Raw genomic sequence first — 23,981 nt, 5'->3', positions numbered from 1 at the left:
TCCTGGCATCAAGATTCTGTCTGCATGAGAATGCTATTCTCTAATAAAGATAGGGTATTCTCAAGTTCATCCTACGGACCAGGCAGGAAGGGTCGACACGTGACTGAGCCGGTCCTGCTCGCGTTCGGGGACAGGCAGTACACGCGCTCGGACATCGACGCGCTGACCAGCGGAATGGCGACCACGCTCGAGCAACGCGGGGTGCGGGCAGGCGAGCGCGTCGCCCTGATGTCGTCCAATCGGCCCGAGTTCGTCGTCGCGATGCGGGCCATCTGGGGCCTGGGGGCCGCCGTGGTGCTGCTGAGCTCGTCGTGGAAGCGGGCCGAGGTCGAACACGCGCTGGCGCTCACCGGGCCTGCTCACGCGGTGGGGGACAGCCCGGTACTGGCCGATCTGATGCCGATGCTGCACCTCGACGAACCCGTGACGCCGGGCCTGCGGGAATTCGATGCGCCCGATCCCACGTCCGACGCCCTGTTCGTGTTCAGTTCTGGTACCACCGGAATGCCCAAGGCGGTGCGGCACACGCACGGCGCCTTCGCTGCGGCCGTCGCGCACTGGCGGGCAGCGCTCGGCATGACGTCGGCCGACCGGATGCAGATCCTGACGCCGCCGTCGCACATCCTTGGTCTGCTGAACATCGCCACCGTGCTCGACGCCGGGGCATGGGTACGGCTGCATCCGAGGTTCGACGTCGAGACAATGTTGCGCCACATCGAAGCCGACCGGATCACCATCGAGATGGCCGTCGCGCCCATCGCGCTGGCGCTGGCCGCCCATCCAAAGCTGGAGTCCTACGATCTCTCCTCGCTGCGCTACGTCATGTGGTGCGCGACGCCCGTCACCAAGAGCGTCGCCGACGAGGTCACCGCGCGGGTCGGGGTGTCCTGGGTGACGGCCTACGGCGCCAGCGAATTACCGGTCATCTCCTGCAACTCCCTCGACGGCGCCCGGCTGGACACCGTCGGGCGTGCCGTGCCGGGCGTACGGATCCGGATCGTGTCACTGGACACCGGCCAGCCGGTGGCGCCGGGGGAGGTCGGCGAGATCCAGGTGTCATCGCCGTCGGTCATGGCCGGCTACCTGCCCGACGACGCCACTGCCTCGGCGTTCGACGACGGCTGGTACCGCACCGGCGACATCGGCCACCTCGACGACGAAGGCTGGCTCCGAATCACCGACCGCGCAAAGGAAATGATCAAGGTGCGCGCGTTTCAGGTGGCGCCCGCCGAGATCGAGGCGGTGTTGCACGGTCACCCCGCGGTCGCCGACTGCGCGGTGTTCGGAGTGCCCGACGCGGCCAACGGCGAAGCGATCGTCGCTGCGGTATTGCGTTCCGGGGTTGTGGAAGCCGACGAGTTGATCACCCTCGTCGCCGATCGGCTGGCGTCCTACAAGCGACCGAGCCGCGTCGTGTTCGTTCCCGAGATTCCCCGTCTCCCTTCAGGAAAGGTGTTACGCCGAGTGCTAAAGGAGCGGCTATGGACGTCCGTCTGACGGCCGAACAACAACAACTACGGGACGCCGCGGCCAAACTGGCCGACGATCTCGGACCAGGGTCGGTCGCCGATCTGGACGACGACGGTCGCGTCGCTCGGCTGGAGAAGACGGTCGCCTCGACCGGCTGGCGCTCACTGCGCTCGGACGAGGCGTCCGGCGTCGAGGTCGCGATCGTCGCCGAGGAGTTCGCCCGCGGCCTCGTCGACGTGCCGTTCCTCGGCCCGGTACTGGCCGACGATCTCACCCACCGTCTGGGTGGGGAGGTGCCGGCTACTCCGCCGGAGTACGCGTCCATTGATTTGACGGGAAGCCTTGCGGGAGCGGTGGAGTCGCCACCCGAACTGGCAGAACTCACCGAGGAGGACGCCGGCCGCTGGTATGCGCTCGCGCTCACCGCGACGACGGCCGACCTGGTTGGTGCGGCCCGCGGCACGCTCGCCCTGGCCACCGAGTACGCCAAGGTGCGCGAACAGTACGGGTCGACGATCGGCTCCTATCAGGCCGTCGGGCACCTGTTGGCGGAGAGCTTGGCGTTGATCGAGGGGGCGACCAGCGTGCTGCGCCACGCCGCCTGGGCCGTCGACGAACTGCCGGTCGCCGAGGCCATCGAAGCCGGCCGGGTCGCAAAGATCTACTCCGCACGCGCCGCATTGACGGTGTGCGAGATGTCGATCCAGGTGCACGGCGGCATCGGCAACACTTGGGAATGCCTCGCGCACGTGTACTTGCGCCGGGTGCTGGCCGCAACCGAGTTGTGGCCGGTCAAGCTGGAGGAGTTGACCATTGGACTTTCGTGACTCGCCGGAGGAAGCCGCGTTCCGGGATCGGCTGCGCGGCTGGCTGACCGAGCAGAAGGGGAAGTTCCCCACCTCGGGTGACGAGTACTGGGCCAAGCAGGGCGAATGGCATCAGGCGCTCTATGCGGCCGGGTTCTTCGGCACGTCGTGGCCGAAGGCGTACGGCGGGCAGGAACTGCCCCCGGTCTACGACGTCATCGTCGACGAAGAGATCGCCAAGGCCGGTGCGCCGGCGCGGCCAAGCCTGGGGTATCTCGTCGTCGGGCTCAGCCATCACGGCGACGAGGAACTGCGCCAACGCTTCCTGCCCGGGATGATCAACGGCACCGAGCGGTGGTGTCAGGGCTTCAGCGAGCCCGGCGCGGGGTCAGACCTCGCATCGCTGACCACCACGGCGACCCGTGAGGGCGATGAGTACGTCATTCATGGCCACAAGATCTGGACCAGCTACTCCGACGTCGCCGACTGGTGCCTCGTGCTGGCCAGGACCGACAAGGACGTGCCGAAACACAAGGGCATCTCGGCGTTCATCGTCCCCATGCACCAGCCCGGCATCGAGCAGCGCCCGCTGAAGATGATCAGCGGCGTCACCAAGGAATTCGGCCAGGTCGAGTTCGACGGCGCCAGGGTGTCGGCGGAGAACATGGTCGGCGCGCCAGGTGACGGCTGGAAGCTGGCCATGACGGTGGTGAGCCATGAGCGTGAACCGTCGACGCTGGGCTTCTCCGCCCGCTACGGAAAGCTGGTGCGCCAGTTGAACGCTCGAGTCGACGGTGATGCGCCGGCCGAACTGTCCTGGGCGTGGGTGCAGACGGAGATGCTGCGGCTGCACGTGCGCCGGCGGCTGTCCGAGCAACTCGACGGCATCCAACACGGTCCGCAAGGATCCTTGGACAAACTGCTCATGACGTGGGTGGAGCAGTCAGTCGGCCACGCCGCCCTCGCGACGGTAGGCACCAGCGACCCCGAATTGTTCGGCGCCTACATGTACAGCCGCGCGCAGAGCGTGATGGGCGGTACGTCGCAAATTCAGAAGAACATCATCGCGCAGCGGATTCTTGGATTGGGGAACTGATGTACGACATGCCAGACGAAATCGACGTTCGCGCCGAGGGTGGTCTGCGGATCATCACGCTCAACCGCCCAGATGAGCTCAACGCGGTCAACGATGCGTTGCACGTGGGGCTGGCCAAGATCTGGGAAGCGCTCAACGAGGACGCCGGCGCGCGTGCCGCCGTGATCACCGGTGCGGGACGGGCGTTTTCGGCTGGCGGTGACTTCAACTACCTCGACGAGCTCCGCAACGACGAAGCCCTGCGGCAGAAGACGATCAAGCACGGTCGCGACCTCGTCATCGGCATGGTGCGGTGCCGCATCCCGGTGGTCGCCGCGGTGAACGGCCCGGCCGTCGGGCTTGGCTGCAGCCTGGCCGCGCTATCGGACATCGTCTACATGGCAGAGACCGCGTTCTTCGCCGACCCGCACGTGTCGATCGGTCTGGTGGCCGCGGACGGCGGCCCATTGGTGTGGCCGTCGCAGATCAGCTTGTTGCAGGCCAAGGAATTCGCGTTCACCGGCGTGCGGATCAAGGCCGCGCGGGCGCTCGAACTGGGGATGGCCAATCACGTGGTCGCCGATCCGCTGACCGATGCGATCGCGTGCGCGAAGAAGATCATGGAGCTGCCGCAGCAGGCGCTCGAAGCCACCAAGCGGCTGATGAACATCCAGCTCGAGAAGTCGGTGATGGCGTCGCTGGACTACGCCAACCTGTCGGAGTACGTGTCGTTCGGGACCGCCGACTTCAACAAGATCGTCGATGGCCTGATCGCCAAGAACTAGGCGCCCCACCACGGCGAGTGTGCGTGTCTGCGGCCGACACGCCGCCGCGGAACAGGATTTTGCGCACGCACGCTACGTGCGACGCAAGATCTTCTGCGCCTCAGGGGAATCCGCTTCCGTCAGCTCTACGGTATTCGGATCTGGATGGACGAAGAACTCGAGTTGCATGTTGTCGGGATCACGGAAGACGACTGTCGGTCCATACCCGATGTCGATGATTCCCGAGTTTGGCACAGTCATCGCGTCCAAATGCGCTAACCAATGCTGCAACTCGTCTCGATCCGACACTTGGAATGCCAGGTGATCGAGGCCCACGCGCCGTTCATCGAATGCGCCACGCTCGGCCGTCCCCGTATGGGTCATCACGTTCACGTTCATCCCCGAGGGATGTAACAACGATCTGATCTCGAATGTCTCCGTTGAGGTCCGGTTCACCAGCGTGAAGCCGAGCACCTCGTGCCACCAGACGGCGGACCGGTCGCAATCGAAAACCGTCAACTCAACATGTGAAACTCCCATGAGCCGTGGCATAGCCCATCCTCCCCGCTGGTCGGCACTCACATCAGGTTGCGCCGAAATAGCGCTCTGGGTCGTGAAATGGGCGAAATTTAGAGCCCGTGCCAGGCGACACACTCATCCTGGAGGATCTCGATCGCGGCCTCGGCTGACTTGGTCAGGGCTGGGCACGAGCGTCCGGTCAATCGTGACTGCTTTTGGCCCGCCTTTGCGCTAGCCTGTCGGGGTGACCACGCCCGTTTCGCGAGCGCGACGATCGCAGGCCAGTCGACGGGCCAGCAGTCACGCGCTGATCTTGGATGCAGCCGTCGAGCTTCTCGTCGAACGCGGCTACAGCGGCACGACGACGATCGCAATTCAGGACCGTGCCGGCGTGACCCGCGGCAGGCTGCTGCATCACTTCCCTTCACGTGAGGCCTTGCTCGTCGCTGCGGCACACCATCTGGCGGACGAACGGATCGTCGACATGGAGCAGTGGTTCGAGCGGCTGCAAGACTCCGCACCAGGCGGAGGTGCCAGGGTGGATCGCGCTATTGCCCTGCTGTGGAGCACCTTTTGGCAACCCTACTTCTGGGCCGCCATGGAACTCTGGTCAGTGGCGCGTACCGACGAGAAACTGCGTAACGAACTCGCCGGAGCCGAACACCGTTTGGGCCGAGCCATCCAGCATGTCGTCGCGACGATGTTCGGACCCGTCCACAGCAGCCACCCGGAGTTCGACGACGTCCGCGAGTTGCTCTTCAGCAGCATGCGCGGAGTGGCGCTCACGTACTCGATCATTTCACGCGATCAGGAGACGGACCCACATCTGACCCTGTGGCAATCGGTCGCTCGTCGAATGCTGGGCGTTGCCGCTGACGCCGAATAAACCAGTCAGACGTGACTGGTATTATGCGAAAATGGCCCCAGAACCGACGACGACCATTGCTGACACCAGTCGCGCGGCGCCAGTCATACCTCGAACTCAGGAGCGGATGACACACGACGTCTGGCTACCCGAAGAGATCGTCGAACTGCGTGCCCAGGCCCGTGCGGCCGTCGAGCGCCGGCTCGTCCCGCACGCGCGCGACATCGGCCAGCGCGAGGAGTCGGTCGATAGCTTTCCCTGGGAAGCATTTCGAGGCCTGGCCGACGAGGGCCTGTTCGCCATTCCCTTCGGCGCGGAATACGGTCGCGGGCTTGAACATCCGATGCTCGGCACCTGCACCGTCACCGAGGAGATCGCCTACCACTCATCGTCGATGGCGGGCGTTTACGACGGACAGTGCATCCTCGTCCCTCAGACGCTGACGTTCGCCACCGAGGAGATGCGGGCCCGGCTCATTCCGGATTTGATCAGCGGGCGGACTGCATTCTCATTCGCCACCACCGAACCGGATACCAGCTCTGATCTGACGGCAGAGCGCATGCAGACCATCGCCGAGGAGGCACCAGACGGCTTCGTGCTCAACGGGCGCAAGCGCTGGATCACCAACAGCGTTGTGGCTGGCTGGGTCTCGGTGCTCATGCGCGCGGGGGTCGGCAGCAATCGGGCGACGATGTTGTTGGTCGACCTGTCGTCGCCGGGTGTCCGGATCGGCGCACCGGATCTGAAGATGGGGCACCGTGGGCAGATCACCGCCGACATCGTGTTCACCGACGTCTTGGTTCCCCACGAAAACCTGTTGGGCGCAGCGGGGAACGGTCTGAGTGTCGCCTTGTCGGCGCTGGTTCGCGGACGCGTCGGAATCGGTGCTGCCGGTGTGGGTGTCGCCCAGGCGGCGTTGGACCTCGCGGTCGAACGGTTGCGCACCCGCCACGTCTTCGGCGGCCCCCTTGGCGCCATGCAACACTGGCAGTTCGCGATGGCGCAGCGGGCAACCGAGATCGAGTGTGCGAGAACCCTGTATCAGAAGGCGGCAACGCTGCTCGATCGTGGCGATCGCAGCGCCGAGCCCGAGGCGGCGATGGCCAAGGCCTATGGCACCCGCTTGGCCAATGACCTCGTCCGTGAAGCCATCCAGATCCATGGCGCGTTGGGTTTCGCCCGTCAGGTGTCCGAAAGCGGCGAGTCGGTGAGATTGGAAGAGATGTACCGCGACGCGAAGATCCTCGAGATCTTCGAAGGCGCCAACGAATTGCAACAGTGGATCGTTGCTCGTCAGCTCATCGGCCGCGACGTCACCGGCTAAGAAACGAGCTCTTCGGACCGTTGGACGGTTCCCGTGATGCCGGAGGCGTCCTGCTGCGCCAGCAGCACCGCGGCGTTGGCCATGGCCTCGGGCGGCTCGACCATCTCGGGTGGGATCTCCATGCCCGCGCCGCCGGCCTGCCAGCCCTCGGTGAGCACGACCCGCGACGGGCTGAGGCAGTTGACGGCGATGTTGTCCGGGCGCAGGTTTGCGGCCAGCCCGAGGTAGAGCCGCTCGGCGGCCGCCTTCGAGACCCAGTAGGCGTTGGCGCCGTGATCGACCATCGCGACGCCCGTGGTGGTGACGGCCATCAGCGAGCCGCGGCCGCGCGCCCGCACGTGCGGGATGACGGCCTTGGTCACCAGGAACACGCCCGTCAGGTTCACGTCGAGGCACAGCTGCCACCGCTTTAGCGGCGTGGATTCGATTGGGCCGAGCCACAATACGCCCGCGTTGGCGACGAGGATGTCGATGCCGCCGAACTCCGCGACCGCAGTCTCGACTGCGGCGTTGACCGACTCCTCGCTGGTGACGTCGCATGCCACCGGCAGCGCTCGTCCGCCCGCGGCGTTGATGCCGTCGGCGACCGATCCGATGGTGCCCGGCAGCTTGCCCTGCTGTTCGGAGCGCGCGGCGACGGCAACCGACGCACCCGCTGCCGCCAGCGCGGTGGCGACCGTCGCGCCGATTCCGCGGCTGGCGCCCGCGACGAACGCGACCTTGCCGTCGAGCGCGCCCTCGCTCACTTCGGCGGGAACCGCAGTGCGCCGTCGAGGCGGATGATCTCGCCGTTGAGATAGTCGTTCTCGACGATGCTCTGGGCCAGCTGCGCGTACTCGGTCGAGCGGCCCATCCGCTTGGGGAACGGCACCTGCGGGCCCCAGTACTGCTCGAGTTGGTCGCCCGCCTTGCCGTACGCCGGGGTGTTGATGGTGCCCGGCGCGATGGTGACGACGCGGATACCCAGCGGGGACAGGTCGCGCGCCGCGACGAGCGTCATGCCCAGCACGCCGCCCTTGGCCGCCGAGTAGGGGAGTTGTCCGATCTGGCCTTCGTAGCCGGCGATCGACGCGGTGTTGATGATCACGCCGCGGGCGCCCTCCTCGAGCGGTTCGGACTTGGCGATCGCGGCCGCCGACAGCCGCATGACGTTGAACACTGCCGTCAGGTAGAACTTGATCGTCGTTTCGAACGCCTCCATGCCCATGGGGGAGCCGTCCTTGCCGACCAGTCGTCCGCCGCCGGCCGGTCCGCCGTGCGTGTCGACCGAGATGCGCAGTGGTCCAAGGGATTCCGCCTCGGCGATTGCGGCGAGGACGGATTCCTCGGAGGTGGCGTCGGTCTGGACGTACCGGACACCGAGCTCACCCTCGAGGGCCTTGCCCTTGTCGTCGGCCATGTCGGCGACGACGACCTTGGCGCCTGCGGCGTGCAGACGACGAACGGTCGCCTCGCCAAGTCCACCCGCTCCGCCGACGACGATGGCGGAGTTGCCCTCGATCAACATGAAGTTCCCCTTCTTGCAACTGACACTCTCAGGCTGAGAGAATAACATTCTCATACCGGATCGAAAGAGGACCGTCATGCCCGAAGCCGTCATCGTCTCCGCGATCCGCACCCCGATCGGCACCGCCATGAAGGGCACGCTGCGCGATACCGATGCCTACACGCTCGCCGACCACGTGGTGGGCGCCGCCGCGGCCGAACTGAGGTCCCACCCTGTCGACGACGTCATCCTCGGCGAAGGGTTGTACGGCGGGGGCGTCATCGCGCGCCACGCTGCCGTCACGGCCGGCCTGCAGACCGTGCCGGGCCTCGCCATGAACCGGCACTGTGCCGCCGGCCAGGCCGCGGTCCAGAGCGCGGCGGCCAGCATCCGCGCCGGCATGGACCAGCTGATCATCGCGGGCGGCGTGAACTCGGCGTCCACTTCGCCGCGCTTCACCCGAGTGGCCGGTGAGGAGACGGTGGCCTGGTTCCCGCCGACGCATCCCAACCGTCCCGACGCGCCCAACATGGACATGTCGATCACCGTCGGCTGGAACGCCGCCGTGCGTGCGGGCGTATCGCGCCAGGAGATGGACGAGTGGGCGCTCGGCTCGCACCGCAAGGCCATCGCGGCGATCGACGAAGGACGCTTCAAGGAGGAGATCCTCCCGATCGACACGCCCCACGGCGTCTTCGACACCGACGAACATCCCCGTCGCGACACCACCATCGAAAAGCTGTCCTCGCTCAAGGTGCTGCACCCCGAGATCGAGGGCTTCTCCATCACGGCGGGCAACGCCTGTGGCGCGAACGACGGAGCGGCGGCGCTCGTCATCGCCAGCGATCGCCTCGGGCTGCCGGCGCTGGCGACGGTCAAGTCGTGGGCATCGGTCGGCGTCGACCCCGCCTTCACCGGTCTCGCTCCCGTCGAGGCGATCCCGAAGGCGCTGAAGCGGGCCGGACTCTCGGTCTCGGACGTGGACCTGTTCGAGATCAACGAGGCGTTCGCGGCGATGTGCGTGGCCACCATCAAGATGCTCGACATCGATCCGCAGATCGTGAACGTCAGCGGCAGCGGCTGCTCACTCGGCCATCCGGTGGCGGCGACCGGCGCGCGGATGCTCGTCACGCTCGTGCACGAACTGCGCAGGCGCGGCGGTGGCATCGGCGTAGCCGCGATGTGCGCTGGCGGCGGCATGGGATCTGCCACGGTCATCGAGGTCCCGGCACCGTAGCCGGGCGATAGAGTCAGCCGCACCGATGACCATCGAGGAACTCGTCGCCGCGGCGCGCAACGGATCGACCCGTGCGGCCGGTCGGCTGCTGAGTCTGGTCGAGAGCACGCGCCGCGACGAAGTACTTGCCGTGATCGGCGATCGCACCGCACGCGTCATCGGCGTCACCGGCCCCCCGGGAGCGGGCAAGTCGACGACCATCGCCGTGCTGGTCTCCGCGTACCGGCAGCAGGGCAAGCGCGTCGCGGTGCTCGCCGTGGATCCGTCGTCCCCGTACAGCGGTGGGGCGTTGCTCGGTGACCGGATCCGGATGGCCGCCCACATCAACGATCACGACGTGCTGATCCGATCGGTCGCGACGCGCGGCCATCTCGGCGGTTTGGCCGCCGCGGTGCCTGCGGCGATCCGCTTGCTCGCCGCGCTCGACTATGACGTGATCCTGCTCGAAACCGTCGGCGTCGGCCAGTCCGAGATCGAGATCTCCGCGGTGGCCGATCCAGCCATCGTCGTGCTCAATCCCGGTGCGGGAGACGCGGTTCAGGCCGCGAAGGCAGGTCTCCTCGAGGTCGCCGACATCGTCGCGATCAACAAGGCCGACCGCGAGGGCGCCGACCAGACCGCGCGGGATCTGGCCGCCGAGACCAGTGCGCCGATCCTCAAGATCATCGCCGCGCAGAACGAGGGCATCGCCGAACTCGTCGAGGCCATCGACGCGCACGCCCGCACCGACAACCCGGCCCGCCGCGCCGCCCGCGCCAGGGCGCAGATCCTGTCACTGGCGCAGAGCGCGCTTCGCGGCCAAGCCAGCCTCGACGGGCTCGCGGTAGCCGTCGCGGAGGGCACCTGCGACGTCTACTCGGCGGCGGACGCCCTGCTCAGCGGTACCAACGTGACGGCCACCGCATCAGATGAGAATGACCTTTCCACTTTCGTGGAATGATGTTGTACGATTTCGTGAACGTATTCTTCGTCGCACCTCAGGAGCCTCATGCAGAAGGCGATCGACCCCGGAATCTCGACGTGGCCGGATGACAATCCGCAGCTGATCGGCAGCGAATGTGGCGCATGCGGCGCATGCGTCTTCCCCCGCCAGTCGCACTGCCCGAAGTGCAGCAAGGCCGAGATGTCGGACACCCTGCTGCCGCGGCGCGGCACCGTCGTGGCGTGGACGACGCAGGGCTTTCCGCCCGGGGCTCCGTACATCGGACCGACCGGCAAGGACTTCGTTCCGTTCGGCGTCGGCCTCGTCCAGCTCGGTGACGTGGTGCGGGTCGAAGGGCGACTGACCGAAAACGACCCGGAGAAACTGAAGTTCGGCATGGAGGTCGAGCTGACCATGGTGCCGTTCACCACCGATGCGGACGGCAACGAGATCGTCACCTTCGCGTTCCAGCCGGTTTAGACAGGAGCCAGACATGACGCACGACGTGGCCATCATCGGCGTTGGCATCCACCCGTTCGGCCGGTTCGACAAGTCGGCCGTGGAGATGGGCGCCGAGGCGATCCAATCTGCACTCGTCGACGCCGGAATCGAATGGGGCGACGTCCAATTCGGCTTCGGCGGAAGCTACGAGGTCTCCAACCCCGACTCCGTGACCAGGCTCGTCGGACTCACCGGCATCACGTTCACCAACGTATTCAATGCCTGCGCCACATCCGCCAGCGCCATCCAGCAGACCGCCGACACCATCCGGCTGGGCAAGTACGACATCGGCATCGCGATCGGTCTGGACAAGCACCCGCGCGGCGCATTCACCGACGATCCCGCCAAGCTGGCGCTGCCCCAGTGGTACGCCGAGAACGGCCAATTCGTCACCACCAAGTTCTTCGGCATGAAGGCCAACAAGTACCTCCACGACCACAACATCAGCGAGGAAACCCTCGCCAAGGTGGCCGCCAAGAACTTCCGCAACGGCGCACTGAACCCGAATGCGTTCCGCCGCAAGCCGATCTCCGAAGAGGACATCATGGCGTCGCCGGTGCTGAACTATCCGTTGCGGCAGTTCATGTTCTGCGCGCCCGACGAAGGCGCCGCCGCCGTGATCATGTGCCGCGGCGACATCGCACACCGCTTCACCGACAAGCCGGTGTTCGTGCGAGCCACCGAAATTCGCACCCGTCGCTTCGGCGCCTACGAGGTGCATGCGACATCGGCGCCGCTCGATCAGGACTTCTCGCCGACGGTCTATGCGGCGCGGGCGGCCTACGAGGTCGCAGGCATCGGACCCGAGGACGTCGACGTCGCCCAGCTGCAGGACACCGACGCGGGCGCCGAGGTCATCCACATGGCGGAGACGGGCCTGTGCGCCGACGGCGAGCAGGAGAAGCTGCTGGCCGACGGCGCCACCGAGATCAACGGCTCCATTCCGGTCAACACGGATGGCGGCCTGATCGCCAACGGCGAGCCCATCGGCGCGTCGGGCCTACGCCAGATGCACGAGCTGGTCCGCCAGCTGCGCGGGGAAGCCGGCGAGCGTCAGGTTCCCGGTGAGCCGCGGGTTGGCTTGGCGCAGGTTTACGGTGCGCCCGGCACGGCGTCGGCGACCATCCTGTCGCTCTAGAGTCGTTCTCGACCCCCTGCGGTAACGGCGTTCTCCAAGGAATAGAGTCCGAATATGGCTGACTACCGCTACGTGACGTACGAGACCCTCGACGAGGGCACCATCGCCCGGATCATGCTCAACCGGCCTGAGGCGCGCAACGCGCAGAACCGGGGCATGCTGGTAGATCTGCACGCCGCCTTCATGGAGGCCGAGGCCGACGACAAGGTCCGCGTCGTCATCCTCGGCGGGGTCGGACCGATGTTCTCGTCGGGCCATGACATGGGGTCCGCGGTCCAGCGGTCCGAGTACACGCCAGGTCCCGACCAGAACCCGAGCTTCGCGGTCAACGGCGGCACGCGCGAGGGTGCCGAGAAACTGATGCTGCAGGAGTGGCACCACTACTTCGAGAACACACGGCGCTGGCGCAATCTCCGCAAGATCACCGTCGCGCAGGTGCACGGCGACGTGTACGCCGCCGCGCTCATGTTGATGTGGGCCTGCGACCTGATCGTCGCCGCGGAGAACACCCGATTCGCCGACGTCGTGGGCACGCGCCTGGGCATGTGCGGTGTCGAATACTTCGCCCATCCATGGGAATTCGGGCCGCGCAAGACCAAGGAGCTGATGCTGACCGGCGACGCGCTGACCGTCGACGAGGCCTATGCGCTCGGCATGGTGTCCAAGGTGTTCCCCGAGGACGAGCTGGCCGACAAGACGCTGGAGTTCGCCCGCCGCATCGCCAAGGTGCCGACGATGGCCGCGTTGCTGGTGAAGGAATCGGTCAACCAGACCATGGACAACCAGGGTTTCTACAACTCGCTCAACGCCTGCTTCACGCTGCACGAGCTGAACCACAGTCACTGGGCGCAGGTGCACGACAACGGATTCCCGGTCGGCCTCGAGTCGGACGGCATTCCGTCGTACAAGGACGCGCCGCCCATCGTGTCCGCGGCGAAGGACAAGGTCAGGGACTGAGTTTCGCGCGCCGAACGTGCGCGGGTGTGCGACGAATCGCAAATTCTTCGCACACGAGCGCACGCTCGGCGTGGACTAACCGGTGAGCGCCCGTCCGACCCGGTAGCCGAAGACCATGGCGGGGCCCAAGGTTCCGCCCGCGCCGCCGTAGGCCTTGCCCGTCACGCCTGCCATCGCGTTGCCCGCGGCGTACAGCCCGTCGATCGGCTCGCCGCTGACGTGCAGGACGCGTCCGTCGCCGTCGGTGCGCGGCCCGCCCTTGGTGCCCATCGCGCCCACGGTGACCGGCACGGCGAAGTACGGCGCGGTGTCGATGGGTCCGAGCGTCTGCAGTGCCGGGCTGGCGGCGGCGGGATCGCCCCAGTAGCCGTCGTAAGCGCTTGAGCCACGGCCGAAGTCGGGATCGACCTCGTCGGCGACGTTGCGATTCCACGCCTCGATCGTGCGGGCCAGCCCGTCGGCGTCGATACCGGTCTTGGCGCCGAGCTCGACCAGATCCGCAGACCTGCAGAACCAGTCGGGCACCGCGGCGTCGGGTTCGATGCCGAGGAAGCCGTACTTCTTCAGGTGCAGCGCGTCGAACACGATCCACGCCGGGTCGTTGAGGTACCCGAAGCGCGGGTCGAGATGGTGGAACGGCCCCGCCATCGAGTTGTACTCGCCGGCCTCGTTGAGGAACCGCTTGCCCGCCCGGTTGACGATGATGCTGCGCGGACGAGTGCGTTCCAGGCGCACGCTGCGGCTGCGCTGGTGCCCGTCGATGGTGTCGCCGGGAATCTGGACGATGGGTACCCACCACGCCTCACCCATGTTGGCCAGATCGGCGCCGTGCGCCATCGCCATGCGCAAACCGTCACCGGTGTTGTTCGGTGGCGACACCGGTCCGTGCATGGGTCCGCGCAGGTAGGCCTCGACGAGCCTGGGGTCCCATTCGAAGCCGCCGGTGCCCAGCACGACGCCGCGACGGGCGCGCACGCGAATGTCGTTGCCGCCATGCGAGATCCGTGCACCGACGATGTGGCCATCATCGGCGATCAGTTCGACCGCCCGCGCGTCGGTGACGGGCACGACACCGAGATCGAGCAGGCCCTTGAGCAGTCCTGCGATCAACGCAGTGCCTGCCACACAGGGATCGGCCAACGACTCGTCGACCGACGCGTGGATCCGGGCCCGTGTCTCGGCGTCGATGCCGACGTTGCTCCAGTCGGCCGGGAACGACGTGATGCGCTTGCCCCAGTCGTCCAGGCGAGCGAGGTCGAACGGCTTGGCGTTGAGTGAGCGTCCACCCGACGGGCGTCCGCCGGGAAGTTCGGGCTTGTAATCGGGGAAACCCTCAGCGATCTCGAACTGCAGCTCGCTGTGCGCTTCGACGAAGTCCAGCATCTCGGGGCCCGTACGGACGAAGGTCTCGACGAGTTCGGTGTCCATCGCACCGAGCGATTGCGCCTCCAGGTAACGCATCGCATCATCCACCGTGAGTTCGCCGGCGGCGGAGCGATGGTGCGCGGGTATCCACACGATGCCGCCCGACACCGCCGTGGTGCCGCCGACCGTGTCGGACTTCTCGTACACCGCCACCGATGCGCCGCCCACCGCGGCGGTCAGCGCGGCAGTCAATCCCGCGCCTCCGGTACCGAGCACGACGACGTCGACCTCGTGGTCCCAATCGCTAGTCACTGCGTCACCCTTCCGAATTATGTTGTCAGCCAAGGATTCGAGCCAGCTGCCCGGCCGCCTCGATCACCGCGTCGCGCCCTTTTAACAGCGCATCCTCGCGGTGTGAGATGAGGTTGATGCACGTCGGCGGCGACGGCGGCCTGCGGCGCACCGGCACGGCCAGGCCGTACGTGTCGGGCTCGATCTCGCCGTGCGTCATCACCCAGCCCTGTTCGCGGGTGCGCGGCACCAGATCGCGTTCGCCCGGCCGGGGCGGCATGCAGGCCAACAGCGCGATGCCTGCGGACCCCCGCTCGAGTGGATACCGGCTGCCCTCGTGAAACGACAGTTGGTAGAACACCAGCGTCGGCACGATCACCGCGACCGCCACCTGCTGGTCGCCCTCGGCGACAAGCAGCGACACCGTCGTTCCGAGGTCGTCGGCCAGTGTCCGCAGTGTCGGCACGCTGAGCTGGCGCAAGTTGTTGTCGAACGACGCGCCGAGCACCGCGAGCGCCGCGGCCGGGCGGTACCGGCCGTCCTCACCCTTCACCACGTAACGGTACTGCGCCAGCGTGGACAGCAGCCGGTAGGCGATGGTGCGGTGCACGCCGACGTGGTCGGCGACCTGCTGCGCGGTCATTCCCGACGGCGAACCGGAGACGGCCTGCAGCGCCGACAGGCCCCGGGCCAGCGTCTGCGAGCCGGCCGCGATCCGGTCGGGCGCGTCGCCATCGTCCTTGACAGACGTCATCGTGAGAGTGATGCTCTATACATAGTGCACATTGATGTGCGATATTAGCACACATCGCTCGCGCCACAAGAGAATGAGATTTCCATCACCGATGGCGGAAGGGGCCTGAATGGCGGAGTTCGAGAGCGTCTGGAGTGACCTCCAGGGCGTCCCGTTCTCGCAGGGGTTCCTCGACGCAGCAGGAGTGCGGACGCGGTACCTGCACGCGGGCGACCCGAGCAAGCCGACGCTCGTGCTGTTGCACGGATCGGGCGGCCACGCGGAGGCCTACGTCCGCAATCTCGAAGCACATGCCGAGCACTTTTCGACGTGGTCGATCGACATGCTCGGCCACGGCTACACCGACAAGCCGGGGCATCCGCTCGAAGTGCAGCACTACGTCGACCACCTGTTGGCGGTGTTCGACGCCATCGGCGCCGACCGCGTGCACCTGTCCGGTGAATCCCTCGGCGGCTGGGTGGCCGCCCGCGCCGCGTCCGACCATCCCGACCGCATCGACCGGCTGGTGCTCAACACCGCGGGTGGTTCCCAGGCCGACCCCGTCGTGATGAAGCGCATCATCACGCTCTCCATGGCGGCCGCCGAGAACCCGTCCTGGGAGACCGTGCAGGCGCGGATCAAGTGGCTGATGGCCGACAAGACCAAGGACTACGACGACATCGTCGCCAGCCGACAGCGGGTGTACCGCCAACCCGGCTTCGTCTCCGCGATGAGCGACATCATGGCGTTGCAGGATCCCGAGATCCGCGCGCGAAACCTGCTCGGACCCAAGGAGTACGGCGCGATCACGGCGCCCACGTTGGTGCTGTGGACCAGCGATGATCCCACCGCCGACGTGAGCGAGGGCAGCCGCCTCGCCTCGATGATCCCCGGGTCGCGGTTCGAGGTCATGGCCGACTGCGGTCACTGGCCGCAGTACGAGGACGCCAAGACGTTCAACCGTCTGCACATCGACTTCTTGCTGGGGCGGCGATGAGCGCTCGCGCGAAGAGCAGAGGTCGGTGACGTGGCTGCCAACGAAGCAACAGACGTCGACGTGCTGATCGTCGGAGCCGGACCGGTCGGGCTGACGCTGGCCAACTTCCTCGGTCTGCAAGGGATTCGGACGCTCGTCGTCGACGAGCGCGAGAACCTGATCGACTATCCGCGCGGGGTCGGCCTGGACGACGAGGCGCTGCGGACGTTCCAGGCCATCGGGCTCGTCGAGCACGTCCTGCCGCACACCGTGCCCAACCAGATACTGCGGTTCTTCGACGGCAACCGTCGGTTGCTTGCCGAGATGGCGCCTCCCGACGCACGTTTCGGCTGGCCGAAGCGCAACGGCTTCGTTCAGCCGATGGTCGACGCCGAACTGCTGCGCGGTCTGGAACGCTTCGACTCGGTCGACGTGGCCTGGAAAGCCCGGATGGAGTCGTGCGAGGAGACCGCCGACGGCGTGACGGTGGCGATCGCGGGGGAGCCGTCGACGGTGACCGCACGCTACGTCGTGGGCTGCGATGGCGGCCGCAGCGCGACGCGGGGCCTGATGGGCGTGTCGTTCGACGGCACCACCTCGGCGACGCGCTGGCTGGTCATCGATCTCGCCAGCGATCCGCTCGGCCATCCCAACAGCGAGGTCGGTGCGGATCCCGCGCGTCCCTACGCCTCCATCTCGATCGCGCACGGAATTCGGCGCTTCGAGTTCATGATTCACGCCAACGAGACCGACGAGCAGGTCGAGCGACCGGAGTTCATCGCTCGCATGTTGGCGCCGTTCGTACCGCATCCCGAGCGCGTCGACGTGATCCGGCACCGGGTGTATACCCACCATTCGCGCATCGCGGGGGCATTCCGCAAGGGCCGCGTCCTGCTGGCCGGTGACGCCGCCCACCTGATGCCGGTGTGGCAGGGGCAGGGGTACAACAGCGGCATCCGCGACGCGGCGAATTTGGGTTGGAAGTTGGCCGCGGTGGTTTCTGGCCAGGCCGGCGAGGGGCTGCTCGACACCTACGACGCGGAACGCCGCAAACATGCCCGCGCCATGATCGACCTGTCCACGATGGTCGGCCGGGTCATCTCGCCAACCGACCGCAGGGTTGCGGCCCTGCGGGACCGCGTGATTCGGGCCGCATCGGTCGTGCCGACGCTCAAGCGCTACATCCTCGAGATGCGGTTCAAGCCGATGCCGCGCTACGAGCAGGGCGCCATCGCGCATGTCGAGCCACGGTCGGCCACCTCGCCGACGGGCACGCTGTTCATCCAGCCCCGCGTCGACACCCGCGACGCCGAGAACGTGCTCCTCGACGACGTGATCGGCCCCGGCTTCGCGGTGTTGACCTGGAACAACAATCCGCGTGCCCTCCTCGGCGCCGACGCCTTCGCCCGGTGGAAGGCATTGGGAGCCACGTTCATCGCCGCGCGGCCAGTGACCCAACTGCACTGGACCGGCCACGACGATTCTGAAGTCGTGATCGTCGGCGACCGCACCGGTGCGCTCAAGGCGTTCTTCGACGCGCATGCCGAGTCCATGCTCTTCCTACGGCCCGACCGGTGCATCGCGGGCGCCTGCATCGCCCAGCTCGCACCGGAGTTGAGCACCGCACTCTTCGACGTCCTCTGCCTAACCGAGGAAGGAGGTAGCCGCCATGAGCCCTCAAACGCAAATCGCGCTGTGCTGCATGTCGCACAGCCCGCTGCTGAATCTGCCGGGACCGTCTCCGGAACTCCTTGACGACATCGACGCCGCGCTGGCGGACGCACGCGAGTTCGTGCGCGCCTTCGATCCCGAACTGGTGATGATCTTCTCGCCCGACCACTACAACGGATTCTTCTACCGCCTGATGCCTCCGTTCTGCATCGGGACAGCGGCGACCGGCGTTGGCGACTACGACACGTACGCAGGACCTTTGACGGTGCCCGAGGACATCGCCACCCGATGTGCGGAGGCACTGTGGGAAGCGGGTGTCGACGTGGCGGTTTCGTCCAGCATGGACGTCGACCACGGCACGGTCCAGCCGCTGCAGACGCTGTTCGGTGACGTCGCGTCGGTTCCGGTGATCCCGATCTTCATCAACTCGGTGGCGACGCCCCTGGGCCCGATCAAACGTGCCCGAGCCCTCGGTGCTGCCGTCGGCGACTTCCTCGCCACGCTGGGCAAGCGCGCGCTGATCGTGGGTTCCGGTGGGTTGTCGCACGATCCACCGGTACCGACCCTGGCGACGGCGCCTCCTGCCGCGCGGGGACGCATCGTGCACGGCGAGCCGATGTCGAGTGAGCAGCGAGAAGCCCGGCAGACCGCCGTGATCGCCGCGGCGCACGACTTCGCACATGGCCAGAGCCGGTTGCGGCCGCTCAACCCGGACTGGGACCACGCTCTGCTCGAATTGCTGGACACCAACCGAGTCACCGACGTCGACGGCTGGACGAACGCGTGGATCGCCGCCGAGGCGGGCAACTCCGCCCACGAAATCCGCACCTGGATCGCGGCCTTCGCGGCAATGGCGGCGCAAGGGCCGTACGAGACTCAGCAGCGGTACTACCGCGCGGCGCCCGAGTTGATCGCTGGCTTCGCGGTACGAACGGCGGTGGTGCGTCGATGAGCGCTCGCGCGAAGAGCAGAGAAATGAGTGATCAAGCGTTCGACCACGAAGTCGACGTCCTCGTCGTCGGCTCCGGCGGCGGCGGGATGACGGCCGCGCTCAAGGCCGACGCCGAAGGGCTCGACACGCTGGTGATCGAGAAGTCGCCCCAGTTCGGGGGTTCCACCGCCCTGTCGGGTGGAGGCATCTGGGTGCCCGGCGCGCCCTCTCAACGACGCGCGGGGTACTCGCCACCGCCGGACGGCACGTTCGAGTATTTGAAGCGGATCACCGACGGACTGGTCAGCGACGCCCGCCTCCGGCAGTACGTCGACGCCGCGCCGGAGATGATGGAGTTCCTCGAGAAGACGAGCCCGTGGTTCGAGTTCGTCTGGAAGCCCGGCTACGCCGACTACTATCCCGAGTTGCCCGGCGGTTCCGAGCGCGGCAGCACGATCAACGTGCCCGAGATCGACCTGCGCAAGCTGGGTGACGAAGAGCCCAACCTGCTGACCCCGTTGGCCATGGCGCCCAAGGGAATATGGTTCGCGCCGAAGGATCTGCGGTTGTTCTATCAGGTCCGGCAATCATGGCGGGGCAAGGCCGTGCTGGTGAAGCTCATCTGGCGGATGATCCGCGCGCGAGTGTTCGGCGACCGGATGGCGGCCATCGGCCAGTCGCTGATGGCCAGAATGCGCCTCGCGCTGAGGGACCAGGGCATTCCGCTGTGGCTGAACGCGCCGATGACCGAGTTGATCACCGATGTCGACGGCAACGTCGTCGGCGCCGTGGTCGAACGCGACGGTGCGCAGCAACGCATCCGGGCCCGGCGCGGCGTCATCCTGGCCACCGGTGGCTTCGACCACGACATGGCCTGGCGCCGCGAACATCTGCCCGAACTCGAGAAGGACTGGAGCTTCGGCAATCCCGCTGCCATGGGCGACGGCATCCGGGCAGGGGAGAAGGTCGGGGCAGCCACCGAACTGCTCGACGAGGCGTGGTGGTTCCCCGCCATCCAGTGGCCCGACGGCCGGCTGCAGTTCATGCTGAACGAGCGGATGATGCCATCGCAGTTCGTCGTCAATGGCGCCGGGAAGCGGTTCATCAACGAGGCCGCGCCCTACATGGACTTCGCCCACGCGATGATCGACGGGCAACGCTCGGGGGTTTCCCACATCCCGTGCTGGCTCGTCACCGACATCCGGTCGTTCCACCGCTACGTCGTGGCAGGCCACCTCCCGATCCCGAAGGTCCCGTTCGCGCCGGTGCCCACCGGACGGAAGGTACCGGAGGCCTGGCTGGAGTCCAGTGTCGTGAAGCAGGGCAACAGCTTCGAAGAACTCGCCGCCGCGATCGGCGTACCCGCCGACCAGTTTCGCCAGACCGCGGAGCGGTTCAACGCGCTGGCACGCAACGGCCACGACGACGACTTCAACCGCGGCGACAGCGCCTACGACAACTACTACGGTGACCCGACGCTGCCCAACCCGAACCTCTACCCACTGCGGGAGCCGCCGTACTACGCATTCCAGATCATCCTCGGCGACCTCGGCACCTCGGGTGGACTGCGCACCGACGAGTACGCCCGTGTGCTGCGCGGCGACGACTCGGTGATCGACGGCCTGTACGCGACGGGCAACACCGCCGCGGCCGTGATGGGTCGCAGCTACGCCGGGGCCGGGGCAACCATCGGACCCGCCATGGCGTTCGGCTACGTCGCCGCCAAGCACATTTCAGAACAACCGAAGACCGACCAAACCGACCCAACTGATCGAACCGACAGCGATTCGGCGCTCAACACCTCACGGAGGCAACGATGAAGATCTCACTGTTCTACGAATTCGCCCTTCCCCGGCCGTGGGCGCCGGACGACGAACGACAGATGTTCGCCGACGGCCTCGACGAGGTCGAGCTCGCCGACAAGGCCGGCTTCTCGACCGTGTGGCTGACCGAGCACCACTTCCTCGAGGAGTACTGTCACTCCACCGCACCGGAGATGTTCCTGGCCGCGGCGAGCCAGCGCACCAAGGACATTCGGCTCGGGTTCGGCATCATGCACCTGCCGCCCGCGGTCAACCACCCGGCCCGCGTCGCCGAGCGCGTGTCCACTCTGGACCTGATCTCCGGCGGCCGTGTCGAATTCGGCACGGGCGAGTCGTCGTCGGTGGGCGAGCTCGGTGGCTTCAACATCGACCCTGCCGACAAGCGGGGGCAGTGGGAGGAGGCGCTCGAGGTCGCCATCCGGTGCATGATCGAGGAGCCGTTCACCGGTTTCAAGGGTCAGCACATCGAGATGCCCGCGCGCAACGTCATCCCCAAGCCGATGCAGCGTCCGCACCCTCCGGTCTGGGTGGCGTGCACCCGTCCGTCGTCGGTGCAGATGGCGGCCCAAAAGGCCATCGGCGCACTGAGTTTCGCCTACACCGGACCGGGTCCGCTGAAGGAGCGCGTCGACGGCTACTACCAGGAGCTCGAGCAGAACGGCTCGCCCGTCACGCCGGTGATGAACCCCAACATCCTGGCGATCGGGGGTGACCTGTCGATGATGGTCGCCAAGACCGACGAGCAGGCCGTCGAACGGCTCGGCGTCGGAGGCGGATTCTTCTCGTTCGGCATCATGCACTACTACATGACCGGCATGCACACGCCCGGCCGCACCGGCGTGTGGGAGCGCTACCTCGACGAGGTCAAGGCCGACCCGACACTCGCCTACGGCCCCGGCCGCGGCGCGATCGGCTCACCGGACACCGTCCGCGAATTCCTGCGCGGCTACGAGGAGAGTGGCGTCGACGAGATCATCCTGCTGCTCAACCCGCGCAGCCACGAGGGCACGATGGAGTCCCTCGAACTGATGGGCCGCGAGGTGCTTCCCGAGTTCATCGAGCGCGACGAGAAGGCCGTGGCGGCCAAGGCCAAACGGCTCGAGCCGGTGCTGGAGAAGCTCGAAGCGCGGCGCGAGGCGTCGACTGCGCCGGACTTCGACGAGAACTACTCGTTCGGCGGCCTCCCCACAGGGCAGGGCGGTAAGTTCACCGCCAGCGAGATTCCGGAGGCCATGGCCGAAATCAACGAGGGCCGGGTGCAGGCAGCGCAGTTGGCCAAACAACAAGCCGAACCAGACGCGGCCGGCTGAGCGGGAGATCATGGGAGAGTTCGCCGATCTACTGAGCTACGCCGGTCGTCGCGTCGTCGTGACCGGCTGCGCATCGGGCATCGGTGCGGCACTCGTGGTCCAGCTGACGGAACTGGGCGCGGACGTCGTCGGCATCGACGTCCGGCCACCCGACTCCCGCCTCGACGAGTTCCACCGTGTCGACCTCTCGGAGCCCGACTCGATCGACGGCGCCGTCGCAGCCATCGACGGCCCAATCGATTCGCTCTTCAACGTCGCGGGTGTGTCGTCGGGCATCGGTAACCCACTGCTGGTGGTGAAGATCGACTTCCTCGGCACGCGGCACCTCACCGAGGCACTCGTGCCCCGGATGCCGTCGGGCTCGTCGATCGTCAGCGTGTCGTCGCTGGCGGCATCCGAGTACGCCGAGAACCTGCAGGAGACAGCAGGTTTGGTCAACACCCGCACCTTCGCCGACGGCGTGGAATGGTGCCACGAACACCCCGACGCGCTCGCCGACGGCGGATATCGACTGGCCAAGGAGGCGATCATCGTCTACGGCACCAAGCACGCCGTCCCGTTCGGCGCGCGCGGCATTCGGATCAACTGCACCGGACCGGGCGTCACCGAGACACCCATCCTCGAGCAGCTCAGGACCAGGTACGGGCAGGACTTCCTCGACGACATCCCGAAACCCCTCGGCCGGGTGTCCAACGCGGGTGAACAGGCCGCCGCACTGGTCTTCCTCAACAGCCGCGCCGCCGGATACGTCACCGGACAGGTGCTCTGGGTCGACGGCGGCAACCTCGCCAGCCGGGCGGCAGCCAACTTGGAGGGATCATCGTGGCCAGCATGAACGACTTTCGGCGCGTCGCCGACGACGTCCGCAACTGGGGTCGATGGGGTGATGACGACGAAATCGGCACGCTGAACTTCATCACGCCGGAGAAGGTCGCCGAAGCGGCCGGCATCGTCCGGCACGGCAAGGTCTTTCCCCTCGGCGTCGACTTCGGATCGTCGGGTCCGCAGGGGGCATTCCGCTACCGCCAGAACCCCACGCACGTGATGACGATCGACGGTGGCGACGCCAACACGCTGCTGGAGTACGGCCCGAAGTGGTTGCAGAACCCGGCGGCGGTGCAGCTGAGCGGCTACTCCGAGGCCGGGCCCATGCGCTTCAACGACGACCTGATCATCATGCCGCTGCAGGCCGCGACGCAATGGGATGCGTTGTCGCACGTCTATTACGAGGACACGCTCTACAACGGCTTCCCCGCGACGTCGGTGACCAGCCTCGGCGCATTCCACTGCGGCATCGACAAGGTGGACGTCAAGGGCATCACGTCGCGCGGCGTGCTGCTCGACATCGTTCGACTGCGGGGCGCCGAGACGTACTGCGACGACGTCGGCGCGCCCATCACTCCCGCCGAACTCGACGAAGCGGCCAGATCCCAGGGCGTCACCGTCACCCCCGGCGACATCGTGCTGGTCCGAACCGGTTGGTGGGCACGATTTCTGCAGACCGGTGACGGCGCGGAACCCGGTGCCGGTCTGGACTGGACGTGCGCGTCCTGGCTGCACGACCATCAGGTCGCCGCCGTCGCCGCCGACAACCTGATGGTCGAGAATCCGCTGTCCGGAGTGGACGGCACGATTCTGCCGATGCACATGCTGTGCCTACGCGACATGGGCCTCATGCTCGGTGAGTACTGGGATCTCACCGCGCTGGCGCAGGACTGCGCCGCCGACGGCAGCTACGAATTTCAGCTCGTCGCCCCGCCGCTGCGCGTCACCGGCGGTGTCGGCTCCCCAATCAACCCCATAGCGATCAAGTGAGT

The 23,981-nt window shown here is 66.9% G+C and carries 23 protein-coding genes; 18 read left to right on the top strand and 5 right to left on the bottom strand.

Annotated features, from left to right (window positions below):
* The first annotated feature begins 99 nt into the window (after nucleotides 1–99).
* The 4 genes from N536_RS0117435 to N536_RS0117420 are packed head-to-tail and all read left to right on the top strand — an operon-like array spanning nucleotide 100 to nucleotide 4,136.
* Nucleotides 100–1,497 (top strand): class I adenylate-forming enzyme family protein, encoded by a 1,398-nt coding sequence (locus N536_RS0117435; protein WP_029114772.1) that lies wholly within the window; start codon nucleotides 100–102, stop codon nucleotides 1,495–1,497.
* Nucleotides 1,482–2,297 carry an acyl-CoA dehydrogenase family protein gene (locus N536_RS0117430; protein WP_029114771.1) on the top strand — a complete coding sequence of 272 codons (816 nt, stop codon included), beginning with the start codon at nucleotides 1,482–1,484 and terminating at the stop codon, nucleotides 2,295–2,297. The genes N536_RS0117435 and N536_RS0117430 overlap by 16 nt, the downstream gene beginning before the upstream one ends.
* Nucleotides 2,284–3,372: an acyl-CoA dehydrogenase family protein gene (locus N536_RS0117425; protein WP_029114770.1), complete on the top strand. Its 1,089-nt coding sequence runs from the start codon at nucleotides 2,284–2,286 to the stop codon at nucleotides 3,370–3,372. The genes N536_RS0117430 and N536_RS0117425 overlap by 14 nt, the downstream gene beginning before the upstream one ends.
* Nucleotides 3,372–4,136, top strand: coding sequence for an enoyl-CoA hydratase/isomerase family protein (locus N536_RS0117420; protein ID WP_029114769.1), 765 nt, complete (start codon nucleotides 3,372–3,374; stop codon nucleotides 4,134–4,136). Before N536_RS0117425 ends, N536_RS0117420 begins: the two co-directional genes overlap by 1 nt.
* A gap of 72 nt (nucleotides 4,137–4,208) precedes the next feature.
* Here the strand turns inward: N536_RS0117420 and N536_RS38745 are convergent, their stop codons facing one another.
* Nucleotides 4,209–4,667, bottom strand: a complete 459-nt coding sequence (locus N536_RS38745; protein WP_081809249.1) for a VOC family protein — start codon at nucleotides 4,665–4,667, stop codon at nucleotides 4,209–4,211.
* Nucleotides 4,668–4,878: 211 nt separating this feature from the next.
* On the opposite strand from N536_RS38745, the gene N536_RS0117410 reads away from it, so the two are divergent.
* The gene (locus tag N536_RS0117410) at nucleotides 4,879–5,520 is read left to right on the top strand and encodes a TetR/AcrR family transcriptional regulator (RefSeq protein ID WP_029114768.1); all 642 of its coding nucleotides are present in this window, start codon (nucleotides 4,879–4,881) and stop codon (nucleotides 5,518–5,520) included.
* A gap of 106 nt (nucleotides 5,521–5,626) precedes the next feature.
* Nucleotides 5,627–6,823 (top strand): acyl-CoA dehydrogenase family protein, encoded by a 1,197-nt coding sequence (locus N536_RS0117405; protein WP_197040159.1) that lies wholly within the window; start codon nucleotides 5,627–5,629, stop codon nucleotides 6,821–6,823.
* Here N536_RS0117405 and N536_RS0117400 read toward each other — a convergent pair.
* Entirely contained in the window at nucleotides 6,820–7,569 is a 750-nt protein-coding gene (locus tag N536_RS0117400) for an SDR family NAD(P)-dependent oxidoreductase (RefSeq protein WP_029114766.1), read from the bottom strand. The two genes, N536_RS0117405 and N536_RS0117400, sit on opposite strands and share 4 nt — an antisense overlap.
* Entirely contained in the window at nucleotides 7,566–8,330 is a 765-nt protein-coding gene (locus N536_RS0117395) for an SDR family NAD(P)-dependent oxidoreductase (protein ID WP_029114765.1), read from the bottom strand. Before N536_RS0117395 ends, N536_RS0117400 begins: the two co-directional genes overlap by 4 nt.
* A 76-nt stretch (nucleotides 8,331–8,406) precedes the next feature.
* Here N536_RS0117395 and N536_RS0117390 point away from each other — a divergent pair, with 76 nt between their 5' ends.
* Genes N536_RS0117390 through N536_RS0117370 form a run of 5 tightly spaced genes read left to right on the top strand, consistent with a single transcriptional unit; the run spans nucleotide 8,407 to nucleotide 13,064 of the window.
* Nucleotides 8,407–9,546, top strand: coding sequence for a thiolase family protein (locus N536_RS0117390; RefSeq protein ID WP_029114764.1), 1,140 nt, complete (start codon nucleotides 8,407–8,409; stop codon nucleotides 9,544–9,546).
* Nucleotides 9,547–9,571: 25 nt separating this feature from the next.
* Nucleotides 9,572–10,486: an ArgK/MeaB family GTPase gene (locus N536_RS38740; protein WP_051574567.1), complete on the top strand. Its 915-nt coding sequence runs from the start codon at nucleotides 9,572–9,574 to the stop codon at nucleotides 10,484–10,486.
* Nucleotides 10,487–10,534: 48 nt separating this feature from the next.
* The gene (locus N536_RS0117380; protein WP_029114763.1) at nucleotides 10,535–10,948 is read left to right on the top strand and encodes a Zn-ribbon domain-containing OB-fold protein; all 414 of its coding nucleotides are present in this window, start codon (nucleotides 10,535–10,537) and stop codon (nucleotides 10,946–10,948) included.
* Between the two features lie 13 nt (nucleotides 10,949–10,961).
* Complete coding sequence (locus N536_RS0117375) at nucleotides 10,962–12,107, top strand: thiolase family protein (protein WP_029114762.1); 1,146 nt, start codon at nucleotides 10,962–10,964, stop codon at nucleotides 12,105–12,107.
* Between the two features lie 54 nt (nucleotides 12,108–12,161).
* Entirely contained in the window at nucleotides 12,162–13,064 is a 903-nt protein-coding gene (locus N536_RS0117370) for an enoyl-CoA hydratase (RefSeq protein ID WP_029114761.1), read from the top strand.
* 75 nt (nucleotides 13,065–13,139) lie between these two features.
* Here N536_RS0117370 and N536_RS0117365 read toward each other — a convergent pair whose 3' ends face one another.
* Both N536_RS0117365 and N536_RS0117360 read right to left on the bottom strand, forming a co-directional pair.
* A complete protein-coding gene (locus N536_RS0117365) occupies nucleotides 13,140–14,741 on the bottom strand; it encodes an FAD-dependent oxidoreductase (RefSeq protein ID WP_036436676.1) in 1,602 nt (533 codons plus the stop codon).
* Nucleotides 14,742–14,766: 25 nt separating this feature from the next.
* Nucleotides 14,767–15,474 (bottom strand): IclR family transcriptional regulator, encoded by a 708-nt coding sequence (locus tag N536_RS0117360; protein ID WP_029114759.1) that lies wholly within the window; start codon nucleotides 15,472–15,474, stop codon nucleotides 14,767–14,769.
* A gap of 109 nt (nucleotides 15,475–15,583) precedes the next feature.
* Between N536_RS0117360 and N536_RS0117355 the strand changes: the two genes are divergently transcribed.
* From N536_RS0117355 to N536_RS0117325, 7 genes are read left to right on the top strand one after another with little or no spacing between them, the layout of a single operon-like run.
* The gene (locus N536_RS0117355) at nucleotides 15,584–16,450 is read left to right on the top strand and encodes an alpha/beta fold hydrolase (protein ID WP_029114758.1); all 867 of its coding nucleotides are present in this window, start codon (nucleotides 15,584–15,586) and stop codon (nucleotides 16,448–16,450) included.
* A gap of 30 nt (nucleotides 16,451–16,480) precedes the next feature.
* Nucleotides 16,481–18,184, top strand: coding sequence for a bifunctional 3-(3-hydroxy-phenyl)propionate/3-hydroxycinnamic acid hydroxylase (locus N536_RS0117350; protein ID WP_029114757.1), 1,704 nt, complete (start codon nucleotides 16,481–16,483; stop codon nucleotides 18,182–18,184).
* Entirely contained in the window at nucleotides 18,132–19,052 is a 921-nt protein-coding gene (locus tag N536_RS0117345) for a 3-carboxyethylcatechol 2,3-dioxygenase (RefSeq protein WP_029114756.1), read from the top strand. Before N536_RS0117350 ends, N536_RS0117345 begins: the two co-directional genes overlap by 53 nt.
* Nucleotides 19,053–19,075: 23 nt before the next feature.
* Nucleotides 19,076–20,851, top strand: a complete 1,776-nt coding sequence (locus tag N536_RS0117340) for an FAD-binding protein (RefSeq protein WP_029114755.1) — start codon at nucleotides 19,076–19,078, stop codon at nucleotides 20,849–20,851.
* Entirely contained in the window at nucleotides 20,848–22,164 is a 1,317-nt protein-coding gene (locus N536_RS0117335; RefSeq protein ID WP_029114754.1) for an LLM class flavin-dependent oxidoreductase, read from the top strand. The genes N536_RS0117340 and N536_RS0117335 overlap by 4 nt, the downstream gene beginning before the upstream one ends.
* 10 nt (nucleotides 22,165–22,174) lie before the next feature.
* On the top strand, nucleotides 22,175–22,999 hold the full coding sequence (locus tag N536_RS0117330) for a coniferyl-alcohol dehydrogenase (protein ID WP_029114753.1): 825 nt from the start codon (nucleotides 22,175–22,177) through the stop codon (nucleotides 22,997–22,999).
* Nucleotides 22,996–23,979 carry a cyclase family protein gene (locus N536_RS0117325; RefSeq protein WP_369798432.1) on the top strand — a complete coding sequence of 328 codons (984 nt, stop codon included), beginning with the start codon at nucleotides 22,996–22,998 and terminating at the stop codon, nucleotides 23,977–23,979. The genes N536_RS0117330 and N536_RS0117325 overlap by 4 nt, the downstream gene beginning before the upstream one ends.
* Nucleotides 23,980–23,981: the final 2 nt, after the last annotated feature.

This window comes from Mycobacterium sp. URHB0044 (assembly GCF_000620625.1).
GTDB lineage: Bacteria > Actinomycetota > Actinomycetes > Mycobacteriales > Mycobacteriaceae > Mycobacterium.
The sequence above is the reverse complement of the archived record's forward strand: the minus strand, read 5'-3'. Positions and strand labels throughout refer to the sequence as shown.